Annotated in this window: 16 protein-coding genes; 7 read left to right on the forward strand and 9 right to left on the reverse strand. The window is 66.4% G+C overall.

All coding sequences use genetic code 11. The features are described 5' to 3' along the window. Nucleotides 1-133 precede the first annotated feature (133 nt). From AB8808_RS07915 to AB8808_RS07940, 6 genes are all read right to left on the reverse strand, one after another. On the reverse strand, nucleotides 134-1,096 hold the full coding sequence (locus AB8808_RS07915; RefSeq protein WP_369928255.1) for an ABC-2 transporter permease: 963 nt from the start codon (nucleotides 1,094-1,096) through the stop codon (nucleotides 134-136). Continuing rightward, nucleotides 1,093-1,950, reverse strand: coding sequence for an ABC transporter ATP-binding protein (locus AB8808_RS07920; protein ID WP_369928257.1), 858 nt, complete (start codon nucleotides 1,948-1,950; stop codon nucleotides 1,093-1,095). The genes AB8808_RS07915 and AB8808_RS07920 overlap by 4 nt, the downstream gene beginning before the upstream one ends. Then, entirely contained in the window at nucleotides 1,947-2,321 is a 375-nt protein-coding gene (locus AB8808_RS07925) for a GntR family transcriptional regulator (protein ID WP_036142347.1), read from the reverse strand. Before AB8808_RS07925 ends, AB8808_RS07920 begins: the two co-directional genes overlap by 4 nt. 5 nt (nucleotides 2,322-2,326) lie before the next feature. Further along, nucleotides 2,327-2,662 (reverse strand): hypothetical protein, encoded by a 336-nt coding sequence (locus AB8808_RS07930; protein ID WP_036142346.1) that lies wholly within the window; start codon nucleotides 2,660-2,662, stop codon nucleotides 2,327-2,329. A gap of 53 nt (nucleotides 2,663-2,715) precedes the next feature. Continuing rightward, nucleotides 2,716-2,898 (reverse strand): hypothetical protein, encoded by a 183-nt coding sequence (locus AB8808_RS07935; RefSeq protein ID WP_036142345.1) that lies wholly within the window; start codon nucleotides 2,896-2,898, stop codon nucleotides 2,716-2,718. Nucleotides 2,899-3,297: 399 nt separating this feature from the next. Then, a complete protein-coding gene (locus AB8808_RS07940; protein ID WP_369928260.1) occupies nucleotides 3,298-5,565 on the reverse strand; it encodes a TonB-dependent receptor in 2,268 nt (755 codons plus the stop codon). A 287-nt stretch (nucleotides 5,566-5,852) separates the two neighbouring features. Between AB8808_RS07940 and AB8808_RS07945 the strand changes: the two genes are divergently transcribed. Beyond that, nucleotides 5,853-7,325, forward strand: a complete 1,473-nt coding sequence (locus tag AB8808_RS07945) for a porin (RefSeq protein ID WP_369928262.1) — start codon at nucleotides 5,853-5,855, stop codon at nucleotides 7,323-7,325. A 153-nt stretch (nucleotides 7,326-7,478) separates the two neighbouring features. Here AB8808_RS07945 and AB8808_RS07950 read toward each other — a convergent pair whose 3' ends face one another. After that, nucleotides 7,479-9,209, reverse strand: a complete 1,731-nt coding sequence (locus tag AB8808_RS07950; protein WP_369928264.1) for a M28 family metallopeptidase — start codon at nucleotides 9,207-9,209, stop codon at nucleotides 7,479-7,481. A 114-nt stretch (nucleotides 9,210-9,323) separates the two neighbouring features. Here AB8808_RS07950 and AB8808_RS07955 point away from each other — a divergent pair, with 114 nt between their 5' ends. From AB8808_RS07955 to AB8808_RS07965, 3 genes are all read left to right on the forward strand, one after another. Further along, nucleotides 9,324-10,700 carry an Hsp70 family protein gene (locus AB8808_RS07955; protein WP_369928266.1) on the forward strand — a complete coding sequence of 459 codons (1,377 nt, stop codon included), beginning with the start codon at nucleotides 9,324-9,326 and terminating at the stop codon, nucleotides 10,698-10,700. A 198-nt stretch (nucleotides 10,701-10,898) separates the two neighbouring features. Next, a complete protein-coding gene (locus AB8808_RS07960) occupies nucleotides 10,899-11,879 on the forward strand; it encodes a helix-turn-helix domain-containing protein (RefSeq protein ID WP_369928268.1) in 981 nt (326 codons plus the stop codon). 95 nt (nucleotides 11,880-11,974) lie between these two features. Further along, entirely contained in the window at nucleotides 11,975-12,922 is a 948-nt protein-coding gene (locus tag AB8808_RS07965; RefSeq protein ID WP_369928270.1) for an LD-carboxypeptidase, read from the forward strand. 3 nt (nucleotides 12,923-12,925) lie between these two features. Here the strand turns inward: AB8808_RS07965 and AB8808_RS07970 are convergent, their stop codons facing one another. Then, the gene (locus tag AB8808_RS07970; protein ID WP_369928273.1) at nucleotides 12,926-13,267 is read right to left on the reverse strand and encodes a hypothetical protein; all 342 of its coding nucleotides are present in this window, start codon (nucleotides 13,265-13,267) and stop codon (nucleotides 12,926-12,928) included. Nucleotides 13,268-13,480: 213 nt separating this feature from the next. Between AB8808_RS07970 and AB8808_RS07975 the strand changes: the two genes are divergently transcribed. Genes AB8808_RS07975 through AB8808_RS07985 form a run of 3 tightly spaced genes read left to right on the forward strand, consistent with a single transcriptional unit; the run spans nucleotide 13,481 to nucleotide 15,828 of the window. Beyond that, the gene (locus AB8808_RS07975; RefSeq protein ID WP_369928275.1) at nucleotides 13,481-14,719 is read left to right on the forward strand and encodes a histidine kinase; all 1,239 of its coding nucleotides are present in this window, start codon (nucleotides 13,481-13,483) and stop codon (nucleotides 14,717-14,719) included. Beyond that, nucleotides 14,712-15,482 (forward strand): LytR/AlgR family response regulator transcription factor, encoded by a 771-nt coding sequence (locus AB8808_RS07980; protein WP_369928278.1) that lies wholly within the window; start codon nucleotides 14,712-14,714, stop codon nucleotides 15,480-15,482. Before AB8808_RS07975 ends, AB8808_RS07980 begins: the two co-directional genes overlap by 8 nt. Nucleotides 15,483-15,498: 16 nt before the next feature. Beyond that, the gene (locus AB8808_RS07985; RefSeq protein WP_369928280.1) at nucleotides 15,499-15,828 is read left to right on the forward strand and encodes a hypothetical protein; all 330 of its coding nucleotides are present in this window, start codon (nucleotides 15,499-15,501) and stop codon (nucleotides 15,826-15,828) included. Between the two features lie 15 nt (nucleotides 15,829-15,843). Here the strand turns inward: AB8808_RS07985 and AB8808_RS07990 are convergent, their stop codons facing one another. Further along, entirely contained in the window at nucleotides 15,844-17,802 is a 1,959-nt protein-coding gene (locus AB8808_RS07990; RefSeq protein WP_506193248.1) for a CocE/NonD family hydrolase, read from the reverse strand. Between the last annotated feature and the right edge of the window lie 37 nt (nucleotides 17,803-17,839).

Below are 17,839 nucleotides of genomic sequence, written 5' to 3' on the forward strand. Positions count from 1 at the left end.
TAGGCGAGTCTAGAAACGCTCGCCTGTACAGGCGGGCGGCGTCTTTCGCCGTAGCTACGTCGACGGTTCGCCCACATCGTGGGCTCCTACACCGTACAAAAAAACGGCCCTTTCGGGCCGTTGTCGTTCGTGCTCAGCTGTCGTCGCGCCAACGGCGGAACCAGATGGCGCCGGCGATCATCATTACACCGGCGATCGCACCGATCCAGGCGGACGGGTTGGCCAGGGCGCTGTAGTGGTAGGCCAGGTCCATGCTGTTGAGCAGGGCCGCCGGGTTGTCGTGGCCGGTGACCACCAGCGTGGAGGACTTGGTGACCCAGCCACCCGGGGCCAGGCTGCCCAGCAGGCGTCCCACGATGTTCTTCCAGAACCAGCCGCTTTCCATGCCGGCGGCACCCATCAGGTTGAACCAGGACACGATGACGCCGGCGCCGAGGGGCAGGGCGATCGCCCAGAGGAACGGTTTGCTGCGGGCCCAGGCGGAGCAGAGCAGCAGCCAGCCGATGGTCGGCAGGGCCCAGATGGCGTAGAGCGGGATCAGCAGCACCATCTTCAGCACCACGCCCACCGGATGCGCTTCCATCAGCAGCCGCCAGACGCTCAGGCCGTGGACCTGGCCGACGATGGCCACCACCAGGGCGAGGCACAAGCCGACGATGACACCGACCACGATCGCGATCACCGGGGCGAGCACCGCGGCACTGGCCACCTTGGACAGCACGGTGGAAGTGTCCGACACCGGCAGCGACTTCCAGAACAGGATGCTGCGATCGCGACGGTCGTCGTACAGCGCACCCAGGCAGTAGAAGAAGATGACGATGGCGGCCACCGCCAGGATGATGCCGGCCACGGCGTAGAGCATGATGTCGATGGCGGCGCCGGCGTTGCGCAGATCCTCGAGGCTCATGCCGCCCTGCAGGTGCATGTCGTCGAAGTGGAAGCCGCCCATGCGGCCGTTGTTGCCGAACATCTCGCCGACCGCGATGCCCATGAGGTTGATCGCGAGGAAGACGATGCCGGAGATCACCGGGGCCCAGAAGAACCCGCCCTTGTGTTCCCAGAACTCGCGCTTGACCAGCCAGTAGAAGGTTTTCATACGTAGGTACCCTTCATGGTGGCGACGAAAAGGTCGCCGATCGACGGACGTCGTACCTCACCCAGCTGTTCCAGCCGCGCTCGATCCACGTTGTCGAAGAGGAAGATGCTCTTGCCGAACACCTGGCGCTCGTCCAGCGGCCCCAGTTCCCGGGCGGCTTGCGCGTGCTCCGTGCCGACCAGCACCTCGGCGAAGCGCTCGCCCAGGCTGTCCATGTCGGTGTCCAGCACGATCTTGCCGTCGCGGATGAACATCAGGTCGGTGAGGATGTGTTCGATCTCCTCCACCTGGTGGGTGGTCACCACGATGGTTTTCTGCTCGTCGAAATAGTCTTCCAGCAGGGTCTGGTAGAACTGCTTGCGGTAGAGGATGTCCAGGCCCAGCGTGGGCTCGTCCAGGATCAGCAGCTTCGCGTCGATCGACATGACCAGGGCCAGGTGCAACTGCACGATCATGCCCTTGGACATCTGCTTGACCTTCTGTCCCGGCTGCAGCTTGGTGCGGGCGAGGAAAGCGTCGCACTTGGCGCGATCGAAGCGGGGGTGCGTGTTGGCCACGAAGTCGACGGCGTCGCGCACCTTCAGCCAGCGTGGCAGCACCGCCACATCCGCGATGAAGCACACCTGTTCCATCAGCTTGCCGCGCTCGCGGCGGGGATCCATGCCCAGGACGTCCAACTGCCCTTCGAAGGTGGTGAGGCCGAGGATGGCTTTCAGCGCGGTGGTCTTGCCGGCGCCGTTGGGACCGATGAGGCCGACGATGCGGCCCGGACCGATCTGGAACGAGGCGCCGTCCAGGGCCAGCGACGACTTGAAGCGCTTGGTGAGGCCGGTGGCGGTAACGACCGCGGTCATGATGGATCCTCCGTGGAGCCATGGGCTTCACGCATCAGGGTTTTAATGTCGAGGCCCATGCGCTGGAGGCGGGCGAACAAGGCCGGCCATTCCTCGCGCAGGAAGCGCTCCCTTTCACTTTTCAGCAGCGCGTCGCGCGCCCCATCGATCACGAACATGCCAAGACCCCTCCGTTTCTCAACCAGTTGTTCGTCGACCAGCTCCTGGTACGCCTTGGACACGGTCAGCGGGTTGATCTGAAAATCCCCCGCGACCTGGCGTACCGACGGCAGCGGATCGCCTTCGTTCAAGGCGCCATCCAGGATCATCGCCACCACGCGTTCGCGGAGCTGGCGGTAGATCGGGATGCTGTCGTTCCAGGTGATGGACATGTAATTCATTCCTTCGCCGTGCGGCGCAATGCATTTCCAAACGAATAGTAGGGCATGGCCATCTGTGCGCCGATCAATGCGGCGGCACGATCCTCCGCGCTGCGACGAAGGGTGGCAGCTGCCGAGTCGAGGCTGGCTTCGCTGCCCAGGGCCGCCTCGCGCACATCGGCGGCGGTGGGGCGGACTTCCAGGGCAGGCAGGTCGACGACGCGTACGCCGTTGACGAAGGCGGGCACGCTGGCCAGGGCGGCAACACGGTCATCGAAGGAGCGCAGGGCGAACACGCTGGTTCCGGCGATGAGTACAGAGGCGGTCAGTGCGATGAGGTTCGGCGCTTTCATGGGACGACTCCGAGGACGTGCTGCCGGCGGGGCGCCGTGCAGGTGTTGGGTGGTTAGAGGGAAGCGACGACGGGGGCGGCGTCGGCGTAGACGACGATCGGGGCCAGGTTGGTGACCTTGCTGCCGTTGATGACGGCGATCGGGGCGGCCGAGGTGGAGGTGCTGCTGAAGACGGCCAGGCTGGCGACGGCGAGGGCGACGGAAGCGGCGACGGCGACGAGGTTCGGGGTTTTCATGGTGTTGCTCCTGCGGTGCTGTGGGTGACCGGTGTTGTAGTGAACTATAACACCAGATTTTTAGTCGTCAAGCGGAATCGTCGGGATTCTTCTGTGACTTGTGGCCTAGGCCGTGCCGCGCTGTGCTGGTGATCTGGGCGGCGGGCACACGGTCTGATGCGGGTTGGGGGGAGAGGGTTTAAGGCGGGCGTGGTGTTTGGGCGAATGGGGAGGGTGTCGTGGGGATTTCGCGCACGTGCGTGCGCTCCTACGCGGCGACGACGCGACGACGCGACGACGCGACGGCGGACGGCGGACGGCGCGAGGGCGGACGGGGCCGGAAATGGAAGCGGCCGGCCCTGGGTGGGCCGGCCGCGGGGTGGTCGGTGTGCGGGGCGCCTTGCGGGGCGCGGGGACGGCTTAGAGTTCGGCGCGGAACTCGATGCCGACGACGCGCGGATCGTTGACGAAGGCGGTGCGGTTGTTGAAGTCGATGCCGCCGGTGATCACCTTCTTGTTGGTGATGTTGCGGCCGTAGAGCGCGACCTCGCGCTTGCCGAAGTCCCAGTTGTAGCCGACGCGGATGCCGCCTTCGAGGAAGGGCTTGCTCTTGAACTCCGCCGAGTCGTACAGGAAGAAGTTCACCTCGCTGCGGTAGTTCCAGTCGGTGTAGACGAAGAACTCGCCGCTCTCGCCATAAGGGATGCCGTAGCGCGCGGTCCAGGTGCCGATCCACTTCGGCGCGTTGGGCAGCGTGTTGCCGTCGATCAGCGCATTGCCGGCGAGGTTGAGCGGATCGAGCACGGTGCAGCCGCCGCCGCACGGGGCGATGGCCAGGTTGCGGTCCTTCAGCTCGGTGTGGTTATAGCTGCCGCCGGCGGTCATGTAGAACTGCGGGGTGAGGTAGGCTTCCAGATCGAACTCGGCGCCGTAGCCTTCGGTCTTCTTCGCGTTGATCAGCTGCGTGACGTTGGTGGCACCCCCCACGGCGGTCAGCTGCTGGTTGTGCATGTTGTACTTGTAGATGTCCGCGTTGAAACGCAGCTTCTGGTCGTCCGTGGTCGACTTGAAGCCCACTTCGTACGAGGTGATCGTCTCCGGCTTCGCCGTGGAGATGCTGTTGGCGAAGTTGATCCGGCCCTGCACGCTGGGCGCGCGGAAACCGTTGGCCACACGCGCATAGATGTTGGCGTTCCTGGTCAGCTGCCAGGTGCCGGTCAGGTCGCCGCTCCAGCGCGAGTCGGTGGGGTCGGAGGTGAGCGGACCGACCGGGCCGGTGAAGCCCAGGAAACGCTCGGCACTGAACTCGCGCTTGTCGTGCGACCAGCGCGCGCCGGCACGCACGTCGAAGCTGTCGGTCACGTTGTAATCGGCCGAGCCGAACACCGCCCATGCCTTCGTGCGCTGGCTCTGGTCCACCCAGCCGTTGAGCACGTGGTTGTTCAGCGTGTCGTAGGAGAAATTGCTGATCGCGATGTCTTCGTCGAAGTAATACGTGCCGACCTGCCACTTCAGCCGATCCGACGTGTCGTTGGACAGGCGGAATTCCTGGGTGATCTGGCGATCCTTCGGCAGCGCGTCGGCGGTCTCGGAGGGGAACGGCGTGACGCGGTTGGTGGCGCTGGCGCGCGCCGGGGTGCCGGACGCGTCGTAACCGCCGTCGACATCGCCCAGGCTGTAGGTCGTGGCGCGCTCAAGGCCCGTGATCGAGGCGAAGTTGAGGTCGCCGAAGTGCCAGTTCAGGTGCAGGTTGCTGCCCCAGGTGAACAGGTGCTGCTTGTTGTCGCCGTCCTGCGACACCGAATCGCGATCGAAGCCCGGCACGAACTGGTTGCCGCCCAGGGTGATGGCATTGGCGCGGTTGACCATCGCGCTGCCGTCCAGCCAGCGGCCGTGGACGTTGATGAGGGCGTCGAAGTCCTCCGTGGCCTTGTACAGCGCCTGCAGGCGGATGGCACGGTCGTTGTAGCCGCCCAGGTCGTCCTTCTTGCCGGTGTAGTCGTTGTCGATCCAGCCGTCGCGGTGCTGGGCCACGGCGGACACGCGCCCGGACCAGCTGGAACTCAGCTTGCCGCCCAGGGCGGCCTCGGCGTTGGCGGTGCCGTAGGAGCCGTACGAGACGCGCGCATAGCCCTCGGTTTCCTGCGTCGGCTTGCGCGATTCGAACTTGATGACGCCGGCCGGCGAGTTACGGCCGAACAACGTGCCCTGCGGACCGCGCAGCACTTCCACCTGCTCCAGGTCGAACAGCGGGAAGCCCTTCAGGATGGGGTTCTCCTGCACGATGTCGTCGTAGACCATCGACACGGGCTGCGAGGCGTTGAGGTCGAAATCGCTGTTGCCCAGGCCACGGATGTAGAAGCGCGGGAACTCGCGGCCGTAGGACGTCTCGGCATACACGCTGGGCGCGCGCGAGGCGAGTTGCAGCACGCCGTCGCCGGCCTGGCCGAAGGCCTCCAGCTTCTCGGCGGTCACCACCGTCATCGAGATGGGCACCTTCTGCAGGTCTTCCGTGCGCTTCTCCGCGGTGACGCTGATCGTCTGCAGCGTGGCGGTCTTGCCCGGCGTACCGGCAGGCGGTGCCGCGGGCGTGGCGTCCTGGGCGAAGGCCGGGCCGGCGCCGAGGGCGGCGGCGATGGACAGGGCAATGACGAGACGTCGCGACGGGCGCGTGCTTGCGAAGGACATGGTTTGGGTTCCGCCTGGGTGGAGCTGGGATGGAAGTGCCTCGCCGAATCCGTCGAGCCGATCCCCTGGCGAGGGCGCGTCGTGGCGAATTATCCCTTGTTACGTCCGCATGACGAAAGTGTTGCAGTGCGGAAATGCGTCATGTCGCAAGAAATCGCGCGTTGTCATGGAAGTGAAACCCGACGCCGATACCTTGCCGACCGTCCGGCGTGAAAACGACGTTGGCAGCAATAAGCGTCTATATCGACGACGTTTGAGTATTTTCTTAAGACTTTTGGAGCGGTGGCATGAAGAGACTTCCCCTGGCAGCGGCCTTCTGGACCCTGTGCGGTACCGCAGCTGCCGACGGCGTGCCAGAGTCGGCCATCGAGTTGTACGTGGACACTGCGACGCGGCAGATTTTTGCCGAACCGGGTCCCGGGCGGACGCGACTGGGCAAGTTCGCCCAGGTGCAGGAGGGGGCGTCAACGGCCACGACCACTACCGCGGGCGGGACGACGGCCGGCGCCGTCGCGGCTACCGGCGCCGGCGGGTCGTCGACGTCTGCATCGCAGGTGGCATCGGCAGGCAGCTCCGCCGGTGTGGCACCGGCTACAGGGCATGCCAAGGCCCCCTCGTCCGCAAAGGCCTGGTACGACCGCATCGGCATCCGCGGCTACGTGCAGATGCGCTACAACCAGGAGCTCGGCGACGACGCGAAGGACCTGAAGTCACCCGGCGACCGATACATCGGGCGTGAGCAGGGCTTCGGCATCCGTCGTGCCCGCGTGGTCATCAGCGGCGATGTCACCGACCGGATGTCGATCTACATCCAGCCCGACCTGGCCAGCACGCCTTCGGGTTCGAGCACCGGCAACTTCGCCCAGCTGCGTGATGCCTACGCGGACCTGTGGCTCGACAAGGACAAGACCTTCCGCATCCGTGCGGGCCAGTCGAAGATCCCCTACGGCTGGGAAGACCTCCAGTCCAGCCAGAACCGCCTCGCTCTGGACCGCGCCGATGCGCTCAACTCCGGCGTCCGCGACGAGCGCGACCTGGGCGTGTTCTTCTACTGGACACCGAAAGAGATCAAGGAACGCTACGCCTACCTCGTGAAATCCGGCCTCAAGGGCTCGGGTGACTACGGCGTGTTCGGCGTCGGCGTGTACAACGGGCAGGGCGCCAACCGACCCGACCGCAACGACCAGCTGCACTCGGTCGTCCATGTGTCCTATCCGTTCAAGTTCGCCAACGGCCAGTTCCTCGAAGTAGGCGCGGATGCCTACAGCGGCCGCTACAAGGTGAGCACCGCCGCGGCGACGATCGACGGTCGCACGTTCACGCCGTCGGTGGATGCACCGGTGGCGGGGTCCACCGATCGTCGTGTCGCCGCGCACGTCGTGTACTACCCGCAGCCGTTCGGTTTCCAGGCGGAATGGACGGTGGGCAAGGGACCGGAACTGGATGTCGCGCGGCGCACCGTGCGCACGAAGTCGCTGCGTGGCGGTTATGCGCAGGTGATGTACAAGTTCGACGGGGACGCGTATGGCTCGCTGATGCCCTACGTGAAGTGGCAGACCTACCGCGGCGCGGCCAAGTTCGACACCAATGCGCCGAGGATGTCGGTGGACGAGACGGAAGCCGGCATCGAGTGGCAACCATCCAGCGCCGTGGAACTGGCCGTGGCCTGGGCCAACATGCGCCGCACCGATGTTACGGCGGCCCCGTATCCGCGCATCGACGGGCAGTTGTTGCGGGTGCAGTTGCAGGTGAATTACTGAGCGCTATGGACTTGGATTCGCCCACATCGTGGGCTCCTACATGATCGCCGGACCTGGGGTGATCGCCCACATCGTGGGCTCCTACAAATGATCTGCGGTGGCGTGCGGATGTAGGAGCCCACGATGTGGGCGATTTCTACCGCCGGCAATTCCTCATTTCTTCCCCCGCGAACGCTCGCGCGCCGCCTTGAATTCGCTCCCGTCCTTCCATTCGGGCCACAGGTCGCTGTCCGCCAGCTTCTCGCCCAGCGCATAGAACGCCTTGACGTTCTGGATCACGCCGTCGAAGTTCCAGCGCATGTCGTAGACATCGGTGGGCTGGTGGTAGCGGTGGGCGTTGTAGTCCTCGGCAGCCGCCTTGCCGGCGGCCTTGCCGCCCTCGACCATGTCGATGCCGCCGCCGGCGGCCAGTGCCGGCACGCCGGCCTTGGCGAAGTTGAAGTGGTCGGACCGGAAGTAATGACCCTTCTCCGGCGTGTCGTCGCCGCTGATCACGCGACCGTCGGCCTTGAGTACGTCGGCGAACAGGTCTTCCAGCGTGCCCTGGCCCAGGCCCGTCACTTCCATGTCCTTCGTGGGTCCGGTGATCGGCAGCGCATCCATGTTGATGTCGGCCACCGTCTTCGCCAGCGGGAACGGTGGGTGCGCGACGTAGTACTGCGAGCCGAGCAGGCCGGATTCCTCCATGGTCACCGCGGCGAACACCACGCTGCGTTTCGGTTTGTCCTGGGCGAACTTGCCCGCGATCTCCAGTAACGCGGCCACTCCCGTGCCGTTGTCGATCGCGCCATTGTAGATGGCGTGCCCGGGCAGTGCCGGGTCGTGGCCCAGGTGGTCCCAGTGCGCGGTGTAGACGATCGCCTCGTCGGGGGTGTCGGTGCCCTTGACCATGCCGATCACGTTGTTGCTCAGCGAGTGCGCGATGGTGCTGTCCAGGTGGATCGACGCCTTGGCCTCCAGCGGCACGGCCTTGAAGCCTCGTACATCGGCCTGGTGGGCCAGGTCGTCGAAGTTCTTTCCGGCCCTGGCGAACAGGCGCTGCGCCGCCTCGTGGGTCAGCCAGCCCGCCACCGGCAGGCGCGGGGCGGGCGATTCGTCCTCGGGCAGGTCCAGGCGCGGCATGGTCCAGCTGCTCTGCACCACGTTCCAGCCGTAGGCGGCCGGCTCGGTCTGGTGGACGATGAACGCCGCGGCCGCCCCCTGGCGGGCGGCTTCCTCGAACTTGTAGGTCCAGCGGCCGTAGTAGGTCATCTCGCGACCCTTGAACAGCTTCGGGTCGTTCGCGTTCCAGCCCGGGTCGTTGACCAGGATGATGACGGTCTTGCCCTTGACGTCCACGCCGTCGAAGTCGTTCCACTGTGCCTCGGGGGCATCCACGCCGTAGCCGACGAAGACGATGTCCGAGTCCTTCAGATCCACGTCGGATTTGGCCTGCAGGGTGCCGGCCACCATGTCCTTGCCGAAGGCGAAGGCTTCCTTGCCGCCGCCCTCGGCGACGTCGAGGGTCAGGGTCTCCTGGTGGTTCAGGGTGGTGGAGACGGCCGGCACGGTTTGCAGCCAGTCGCCCTTGTTGCCCGGCTCCAGGCCCATCCGCTTGAACTGGCTGACGATGTAGTTGGTGGTCAGCCGCTCGCCCAGCGTGCCCGGCTTGCGCCCGTCGTACTCGTCCGAGGACAGCGTACGCAGGTGGGAGGCGAAATCGCCCGCCGTGATCTCGGGGCTGAACTCATGGTGCTCGTTGGCCACCGCCGGCAGCGGGGGCGGCGGCGACGTGGTGGCGCGGGCGGGCGCCGCCGGGGGCGTCGCGGCGGCCTTGTCCTCGTCGTGGGAGTGGCAGGCGGCCAGGGTGAGGGCGGTCAGGCAGGCGAGAGCGAGTCGACGCATCGTCGGGCATTCCCGGTAGCGGAAGTGGCCCTCGAGTGTAGCCGCATCCCCGGGCCTGTCGTCCCGGCGCCTACGTGGTCATAATGGAACGTTTGCCGTCACGGAAACCTCCTCATGCGCATCGGCATCGATTTCGGTACCAGTTATTCCGCCGCCGCCGCGGTGGTCGACGGCCAGCTCGAGCTGGTCCGCTTCGGCGACGCCCAGCAGTTCCGCACGGCGGTGTTCTTTCCCGAGGTGGTGCCGAACGTCGACGACTTCGTGCTGACCCCGCTGCTGGAAGCGCAGGTGGATGCGTTCGTGCGCGCCACCCGCGGGGACGAACGTCAGGCCGGCCGCACGCCACGCTCGGACCGCGACCTGCGCCGCGATGCGATCCGCGTGGTGCGCCGGCAGTGGATGGAAGAGCGTACGCGCGAGGCGTCCGCGTCCGTGGCCAGCTTCCAGGACGCCCTGTTCGGCGAGGAAGCGGTAGAGGCCTACCTGGAAGAAGGCTCGGGCAACCTGATCGAGTCGCCCAAGTCGATGTTCGGTTACAAGCTGGACCCGCGCGTGCGCAAGACCATCGTCAGCATCGCGGCGCACATCCTGGAGCACGTGCGGCTGGTGGCGACCCGCCAGTTCGGCACGCCGGTGCGCGAGGCGGTGATCGGCCGGCCGGTGGAGTTCCGCAGCTCAATGGGCCCGGCCGGTGGCGAGCAGGCCCTGTCGATCCTGCGCGAGGCGGCCGGCATCGCCGGTTTCGACGCGGTGGATTTCCTGGAGGAGCCGGCTGCGGCGGCCATGCATTACCACCTCTCCCTGGGCGAGCGGCAGCGCGCGATCATCGTCGATATCGGCGGTGGCACCACGGACGTTGCCTACGCGGAGCTCGGGGCAGGGCGCACACCGATCATGCACCGCAGCTGGGGCCTGCCCCGGGGCGGCACGGATCTGGACGTGGGCGTGAGCCTGCACAGCTTCATGCCCCTGTTCGGCAAGGACATCACGGGCGTGCCCGTGCACCATTTCGTGGAAGCCGCCAGCGTCCACAACCTGCCCAAGCAGCGCGAGTTCCGCAAGCAGGACTACCGCTTCGTGGACGAGCCCTTCCGGTCGCGCCTGCAGGCGCTGCAGGGAACCGGTTCGACCACCCGGTTGAACCAGTCCGCGGAGCGGGTCAAGATCGGTCTGTCGATGCAGGACGCAACCACCGCCGCGCTGGATTTTATCGAGGCAGGTCTGGAGATCCATGCCGTTTCGGCGGATTTCGACGCCGCGTCGGAAGACTTCCTCGACCGCGTGGGGCGACTGCTGCGCGACGCCGACGCGGATCTGGACGAGGCGCCCGCAAGCGTCTTTCTCACCGGCGGCACGTCGCGCTCGCCGCAGGTGCGCGCGCGGGTCGGCGCCAGCTTTCCGGGGGTGCCCGTCGTGCATGGCGATCCGTCGCTCGGCGTGGTCGCGGGCCTGGCTCAAGCGGCACTTTTGCCAATTTCATCAAAAGCTTGAGCGGTCGTTATGCCGATTCGGCAAATTCACACTTCACTGGCCTTTTTTGCCTTACATGAGTAGTTATATGTCCTGACATCGTTATCCCCGGTACGGGTGAGCACGGGTCGAGGGGGATTCGGCGGGTGGGCAAAGTGCCTGCCCCTGGAACGCGGGGGTTGAACAAATGACTAAGAAAACTCACCCGGGAGAGCCGACATGAGTCGTCTCACGGATGTACAGGGGCTTGAAGATTACGACCTCGTCACGCTCGGCGCCGCGCTGGGGGTGTGCGATGTCGATCTGCTGACGTTGAGCCCGGCGCGCCCTCGCGCCGCGCTGTCGACGAAAACCCACGACGGGGTCACCTATGTCACCGCGCACATCGATTTCGACGTGCGCGGGGCACTGACCGTGCCCGAAGACGCCTGCATGCTGGTCTACCTGCACGAGGCCGGCGAGCGCAGCTGGTGCCAGGGCATCAGCGTGGAGTCGGAGATGGCGGTGACGCTGCTGCGCGGTACCCCCACCGATTTCATGTTCGAGCGGGGTACGCGGTTCACCCTGGTGGTGGCGCCGTATGCCCGCTTCCGTTCGCGGTTCCTGGCGTCGGACCATGCCGACGTGGACATGGCCGCCCAGCGCTTGAGGCTTTTCTCAGTTACCTCGGATCACCTGAAACGGGCCTACCGGCAGATCGCCGAGCGGGTACGCGAGCCGGTCGATACCGCCTTCGGCCCCGTGGAAGACCTGCTCGACGAGCACATCCGGGTGGCCCTGGGTTCTTCCTCGGAAGACCGTCCGGTGGCCTCGCGCGGTCGTCGTGCGCACTACCAGGTGATGCGCCGCGCGGAACGCTTCATGCGGGCCAACCTGCGCCGCGATATCTACTCGCAGGAGCTGTGCCAGGCCGCCGGCGCGAGCGAGCGTGGCCTGCGCTACGCCTTCGACGACCTGCTGGGCATCCCGCCTAACCGTTACCTGGCCATGCTGCGCCTGTGCACCGCGCATCGCAGCCTGGTCACGGCCGAAGCCGGACGTCGTTCGGTCAAGTCGGTGGCGCTCAGCTGCGGCATGTGGGATCTCTCGCGGTTTGCGGAGAAGTACCGCAGCGTCTTTGGCGAGCAACCGCGCGAAACGCTCACCCGCAGCGCACCCGCCGAAGAGCTCACCGCGGCCGAGGAATACGACGGCTGGTAAGGCTCGCCGCGGGTGCCGGAAGGCTTCCTGCCCATTTCGGGTTGCCTTCCTGACGGCGTAGAGGTATTGGTAAGGGCGTCCTTACCTTGCCTCCCATGCCGAAACGACTCGATATACGGCTCATCGCTCCCTCGGGATATGCGGAAGACCGCGCTGCCGGCCAGCGCGGAATCGAACGTCTCCAGGCCGCCGGCCACACCATTCTGGGCATCGACGTGCTCGATCGCGTTTGCCTGCGCTTCGCCGGCAGCGACACTGCGCGCGCCGATGAAATCAACCGCCTTGCCGAGCCCGGCCGTCCGCTGCCGGACATCGTCATGGCCACCTGCGGGGGCTACGGGGCCATCGCATTGCTGGACCGGCTCGATTACGTCGGGCTGGCCGCGCGCTTTGCCGATGCCTCCTGCGCGCTGGTGGGCCACGGCGATTTCACCGTCGTGCAGTGCGCCCTGCTGGCGCGCAGTGGCATCGGCTCGTTCCAGGGACCGATGCTGCTGCATGATTTCGGTGCGCCCTACCTGCGCGAAAGCACCTGGCGCCAGTTCTGGGACACCGTGCTCAATGCCCGGGTCGATGTCAGCTGGAGCTGCCCCGACAGCCAGACCGACCTGCGGGCCAGCGGAATGCTGTGGGGCGGCAACCTGTCGTCGCTGTGCAGCCTCACGGGCACCGGATACCTACCCGATATCGACGGCGGCATCCTCTACATCGAGGAAAGCGGCGAGCAGGCCTATCGCATCGAGAGGATGCTCTACGAGCTGAAGCTGGCCGGCGTCATCGATCGCCAGTCGGCCATCCTGATCGGCAGTCTCGGCGGCCATCGGGTAAGCGAATACGACAACGGCTACGACATGGAGCACGCACTGGATCGCTTTGCCGCCGTGTCCGAGGCACCACTGGTGCGCGGGCTACGGTTCGGCCATGGGCCCGACAAGGTCACCTTGCCCTTTGGCGCGAGCGCCGAGCTGCGTGTGGTCGATGGCGAGGCCACGCTCTCCGCCCGCGATTACCGCCACGCGGGCGAAGACACGCGGGAAGGCTAGGGCCTAGGACAACGCGGTGACCTGGGTCGCGCCGATCACGCCGATGAAGACGACGGACAGCATCCAGAACCGCGTGGGGTCGCGCCACACGCATACGCCCAGGCAGACCAGCCCCAGCACGCACGACACGATGCCCGCCGCCGTGAGACCCACCGCGACCAGCGACGGATCGCCGCCGCCGGAGGCGATCAGCATCGGACGGAAGATGGCATACCAGGCCAGCACCAGGCAGGCGCCGCCGACGATGCCGAGCAGCCAGTTGGCCGGATGGTTTTTCGGCAGCATGTTGATGCCGAGGAAGATCGCCAGAACGGCGACAGCGAAAACGACGAGCAACAAGGCCATGCAGTAACCCCTTTGTCTTTGTCGTGGCCAGCGATCCCCATCGCCAGGCCGTTCCCCGAGCATGGCCCATTCGCACGCGCAGGTCATGCTGCGGCGCAGGAGGGGCGTTTCGTCGGCCCAGCGCCGGTTTCGTCGGATTCGCCTTCGGCATGTGCCGTGTGCGTCGTATGCTCGCCCCACTTTCAGGACGGGGCACACACGATGGGAAAGCGCATGAGCATCCGGTTTCTCGGCCGCATCGTGGTGGCGTGGATCGCCGCGCTCTGCGTGCTGGAGGTGGTGTGGAGCAACCTGGGCTGGCATGACGACCTGCCGTTGCTGTTCTCCCTCGCATGGTTTGCCGGCCTGCTGGTCGCCCTCGGTCGCGGCGTCACGCATCTGTATCGCGTGCGCACCATCGCCGGACGGCTGGATGCCGAGACCCTGTCCAATCGCCAGCGCCGCCGTGTCGAGGTGCCTTACGCCGCCGATGAGGCTTACGAGATCGTCGAAAGCGTGGTGCGCGACCTGCTGCATGTCCACGATGTGTCGGCCACACGTGCCGGGCTGAGGGTACGGGCGATCATTCGCGAGCCCGATCACGAGCGGCCGCGCTTCCGTGGCCGCCGGCTTCCCCGGCTGCCGTTCGACCTGAGTACGCGCATCACCGCCACCGTGACACCGGTCGATGGATCGTGCAGCGTCATGTTCGTGTGCGAGCCGGATGCGGGTGCCTGGACGGACTGGTTCAATCCCGACGGTGGCGCGTCGCTGGAATATGCGGAAACCCTGGTGCGTTCCACCACGCAGCGGCTGGCGGAACGACGCAACCGCGAGCGGGCCGACGTGCGCCAGACGACCATGGAGAAGGAGCTGACCGCGGCGCAACTCGGGCTGCTGCAGGCACAGGTGGAGCCGCATTTCCTCTACAACACGCTGGCCAGCGCACAGGAACTGGTGCGCACCGATCCGGCCGGTGCCGATCGCATGCTCGGTCATCTCATCGATTACCTGCGTCGCTCGCTGCCACGCACCGACGGCTCGCTGTCCACCGTGGGCCAGGAGCTGGAACGGTCCACCGCGTGGCTTGAGATCATGAAACTGCGCATGGGCGAGCGTCTTCTCGTGCACGTGGACGTGCCGGACGACCTGCGCGATACGCCGATGCCGTCGATGATGTTGCAGACCCTGGTCGAGAACGCGATCAAGCATGGCCTGGAACCGAAGCCCGGTGGTGGTGGCATCTGGATTCGTGCCGGCATCGATGGCGCATCGCTGGCGCTCACGGTGGCCGACGACGGCCTGGGTTTCCGCAGCGAAGGCGCGGGCACCGGCATCGGTCTGCGTAACCTGCGAGAACGCCTGCGGCTGACCTATGGCGCCGCCGCCAGTTTCGCCATCGGCAACAATTTTCCCAACGGTGTGGCGGCGACCCTCATGCTGCCGGCGAAAGGAGCGTTCGATCATGCCTAAGTGCATCGTGGCCGAGGACGAGAAACTGCTTGCCACGGCGTTGCAGCGCGAGCTGGCCGCGGCCTGGCCGGAGCTGGAGGTGGTGGCGGTGTGCGAGGACGGCGGCGAGGCCCTGGACGCGATCGCCACGCATCGTCCGGACGTGGCCTTCCTCGATATCCGCATGCCGGGCCTGACCGGCATGGAGGTGGCCGCGGCGGCCGCCGATGCCAGCCCCGCGACGCTGGTGGTGTTCGTCACGGCCTACGACCAGTACGCCGTGGATGCGTTCGAGCGCGGCGCCGTGGACTACCTGCTCAAGCCGGTGGTCGGCCAGCGACTGGCCCAGACCGTGGCCCGGCTGCGCAGCCGGCTGGCGGACGATGCGGAAAAACACGCTCGCCGCACCGGCGACGTGGCCCGCGACCTGATCGCGCGCTTCGACGAGCCCGCGGCCGAACCGTTGACCTGGATTACCGCCGGCGCGGGCAAGGCCACGCGCCTGATCCTGGTGGACGACGTGATCTATTTCCGCGCGGACAACAAGTACACGCTGCTGGCCACGGCCGAGGGCGATGCACTGGTGTCGCGCCCCATCCGCGACCTGCTGCGCCAGCTGGACTCGCGCACGTTCCGGCAGATCCATCGGTCCACCATCGTCAACCTGCGCCAGGTGGCTTCCGTGGAACGCGACGACAGCGGCAAGGGCTGTCTCCGCCTGCGTGGACGACCGGAAACCCTGACCGTCAGCCAGCCGTTCATGGCCATCTTCCGGGCCATGTGACCCAAGGAGTATCGCCATGCGACTTTTACTCGCCATCGTCTATTGCTTCATGAACCTGGCCGGCTGCACGGACGCGCAGAATCGCAGCCTGGTCATGACCGCCAGCGACAATGGCCACGTCACGCTCGACAGCCGCACGGACGTGCGCATGGGCCGGGCGCGTTTCGCCTGCGCGGCCAGCGACTCCGGGCAGTGCCATTACACGGTCTTCGACGGCGCGAATGCGGTGCGCACCTTTGCCCTCGCCGTGCGCGAGGAGCGGCTGGTGGATCGCCTGCCGGGCGGCTTCGCCGTGTGCGTCACGCTACAGCCGGGCGTCGTGACGCCCGGCTGCAAGCCGGCCTGATCGGCCGACTATCGACTAGGGCGTGCCACGCGGCACCACGGTGAAGGTGATCTTCGACGGATGCGTGGCGTCGTGGTGCACGGCGTTGTGCGCAATGACGCCGCTGGCCTCGTCGTAGTTGTTGCCGCCCGTGTTGAGGTTGCGGTCGAAACGCGGGAAGTTGCTGCTGGAAATCGCCACGCGCAGCTTGTGTCCCGGATAGAACAGGTTGCTGGTGTCGATCGGCTGGAAGGTCACCTTGTAAACCTCGCCGTCCTTCATCCATACCGGCGGCTTGTCGTAGCCCTCGCGGTAACGCATGCGCTGGATGTTCTCGGTGAGGTTGAAGGCCTTGCCGTCGGTGCCCACGTCCATCACCTTGAAGGTGAAGTCGGTGTCCTTCGCGTCGGAGGAGACATACAGCGTGACCGTGATCGGGCCGCTGACTTCCGTGGCCTCCTTGAACGGCTCGGAGTCGTACACCAGGATGTCGTTGCGGGTCAGCTGCGGGTTCTGGTCGAACGAGCCGAACTTCACCGCTGTGCCCTGGCAGCAACCGCCCCCGCCGAGCGTGGTCACCGGGTTCATCGGGTCGTAGACGAAGCGGTCCGGCTGGTCGGTGCCGCCGGCCGCGGCCACCAGCTTGCCATCGCCATAAAGCGTGTTGGCCTTGCCACCGCTGGTGAGGAAGAGGTCGCGCGGGGTCGCGTTGGCCGGTGGCCACGTGGCCGAGTCGTGCCACTTGTTCTCGCCCATCACGTAGTACATCACCTTGGGCTGCTTATCGACGACGGGGCTGTCCACGCCTTTGAGGAACTTGTCGAACCAGCCGAACACCAGCGACTCGTAGTCGAAGCGCGCATCGCCCACGTCGAGGTCGCCGATCATCGTGTGCTCGGTGGCGCGGGTGAAACCGCAGTGCAGCGCCGGCGCGATGATCGCGTACTGCTGGTCGGCGACCTCCTTCGAGGCCGTGGCACGCACGCGGTTGTACGCGGCCAGGTTGGGCGACACGGACACGTCGAACCAGCTCATGAACCACAGGCCGGGCCGGTCGATCTTCATGTTCTCGTGCCACAGGCCGCCCTTGTACCAGGCGGGGCTGTTGGGCGTGCGCGCGATCATGTTGCCGCCGGTCGGCACGTCCATGGCGTCGGCGAAGATGCCCTTGGGCCCGTCGACCGCCTTGAGGATGTCTTTCTCGGGCAGGTGCCAGAACGCCTTGTCCCAGTCCACCGGCGGCATCTGCGGGTCCAGATCGAACGCCCTGGACGCGCGGATCAGGTCCGCCTGCGAGGTGTTGGCGGGAAACATCGGCCGCACCTGGTTCTGTTCGCCGTAGATCCATGCCTGGAACAGCATCTGCACCGCGCCGCCGCGGAACCAGTTGCCCTGCTCGTAGAACGGGCCGACCCGGCCGACGCCGGCACCGAAGCCCTGCACGTTGAAGGCGGCCAGGCCGGGCTCGTTTTGCGCGACGACGGCCATCTGCCATTCCGCCGTGGACGAGCACCCGGTGGTGCCCACCTTGCCGTTGGACCACGGCTGCGAGGTCATCCAGCGCACGGCGTCCACCCCGTCGCTCACGGGGGCGCCGAGGATCTCGTAGTTGCCTTCGGAGAAGTAATGGCCGCGCTCGTTCATGTCGACGTAGGCGTAACCGTGCTTCACCGCCGTCAGCTGCCGGCTCATGTCGCTGGGCGCGCCGAGCTTCACGTCCCAGAAATTGAAGTTATAGGGCGTGCGCACGAAGATCGTCGGCACCTTGCCCGTGGCGTTCTTCGGTCGATAGACGTCGGCCGCCATGCGCTTGCCGTCGCGCATCTTCACCATCACCTTGCGATCCACCACCGCCACGGCCTCGAGCTGCCGCTCGATATCCTCGCGCTTGGCGATCGTCGCCTTCTGTTCCGGCGTCAGCGTCTGCTGCGCGGCGACGGGGCCGGCCACCAGCGCAAGGCAACAGGCCGCCAGGACGACCGATGAGCCGGTCATGAGGGGACGAAGGGCAGGGCGCGTGGTTCGCATCAGG

Source organism: Xanthomonas sp. NCPPB 2632 (assembly GCF_041228075.2).
In the GTDB taxonomy this organism is placed as follows: domain Bacteria; phylum Pseudomonadota; class Gammaproteobacteria; order Xanthomonadales; family Rhodanobacteraceae; genus Luteibacter.

Bases quoted from the DNA above. Each gene is read 5' to 3' on its own strand.
- AB8808_RS07915 (WP_369928255.1), bottom strand. From the start codon at position 1,096: ATGAAAACCTTCTACTGGCTGGTCAAGCGCGAGTTCTGGGAACACAAG.
- AB8808_RS07920 (WP_369928257.1), bottom strand. From the start codon at position 1,950: ATGACCGCGGTCGTTACCGCCACCGGCCTCACCAAGCGCTTCAAGTCG.
- AB8808_RS07925 (WP_036142347.1), bottom strand. From the start codon at position 2,321: ATGTCCATCACCTGGAACGACAGCATCCCGATCTACCGCCAGCTCCGC.
- AB8808_RS07930 (WP_036142346.1), bottom strand. From the start codon at position 2,662: ATGAAAGCGCCGAACCTCATCGCACTGACCGCCTCTGTACTCATCGCC.
- AB8808_RS07935 (WP_036142345.1), bottom strand. From the start codon at position 2,898: ATGAAAACCCCGAACCTCGTCGCCGTCGCCGCTTCCGTCGCCCTCGCC.
- AB8808_RS07940 (WP_369928260.1), bottom strand. From the start codon at position 5,565: ATGTCCTTCGCAAGCACGCGCCCGTCGCGACGTCTCGTCATTGCCCTG.
- AB8808_RS07945 (WP_369928262.1), top strand. From the start codon at position 5,853: ATGAAGAGACTTCCCCTGGCAGCGGCCTTCTGGACCCTGTGCGGTACC.
- AB8808_RS07950 (WP_369928264.1), bottom strand. From the start codon at position 9,209: ATGCGTCGACTCGCTCTCGCCTGCCTGACCGCCCTCACCCTGGCCGCC.
- AB8808_RS07955 (WP_369928266.1), top strand. From the start codon at position 9,324: ATGCGCATCGGCATCGATTTCGGTACCAGTTATTCCGCCGCCGCCGCG.
- AB8808_RS07960 (WP_369928268.1), top strand. From the start codon at position 10,899: ATGAGTCGTCTCACGGATGTACAGGGGCTTGAAGATTACGACCTCGTC.
- AB8808_RS07965 (WP_369928270.1), top strand. From the start codon at position 11,975: ATGCCGAAACGACTCGATATACGGCTCATCGCTCCCTCGGGATATGCG.
- AB8808_RS07970 (WP_369928273.1), bottom strand. From the start codon at position 13,267: ATGGCCTTGTTGCTCGTCGTTTTCGCTGTCGCCGTTCTGGCGATCTTC.
- AB8808_RS07975 (WP_369928275.1), top strand. From the start codon at position 13,481: ATGAGCATCCGGTTTCTCGGCCGCATCGTGGTGGCGTGGATCGCCGCG.
- AB8808_RS07980 (WP_369928278.1), top strand. From the start codon at position 14,712: ATGCCTAAGTGCATCGTGGCCGAGGACGAGAAACTGCTTGCCACGGCG.
- AB8808_RS07985 (WP_369928280.1), top strand. From the start codon at position 15,499: ATGCGACTTTTACTCGCCATCGTCTATTGCTTCATGAACCTGGCCGGC.
- AB8808_RS07990 (WP_506193248.1), bottom strand. From the start codon at position 17,802: ATGACCGGCTCATCGGTCGTCCTGGCGGCCTGTTGCCTTGCGCTGGTG.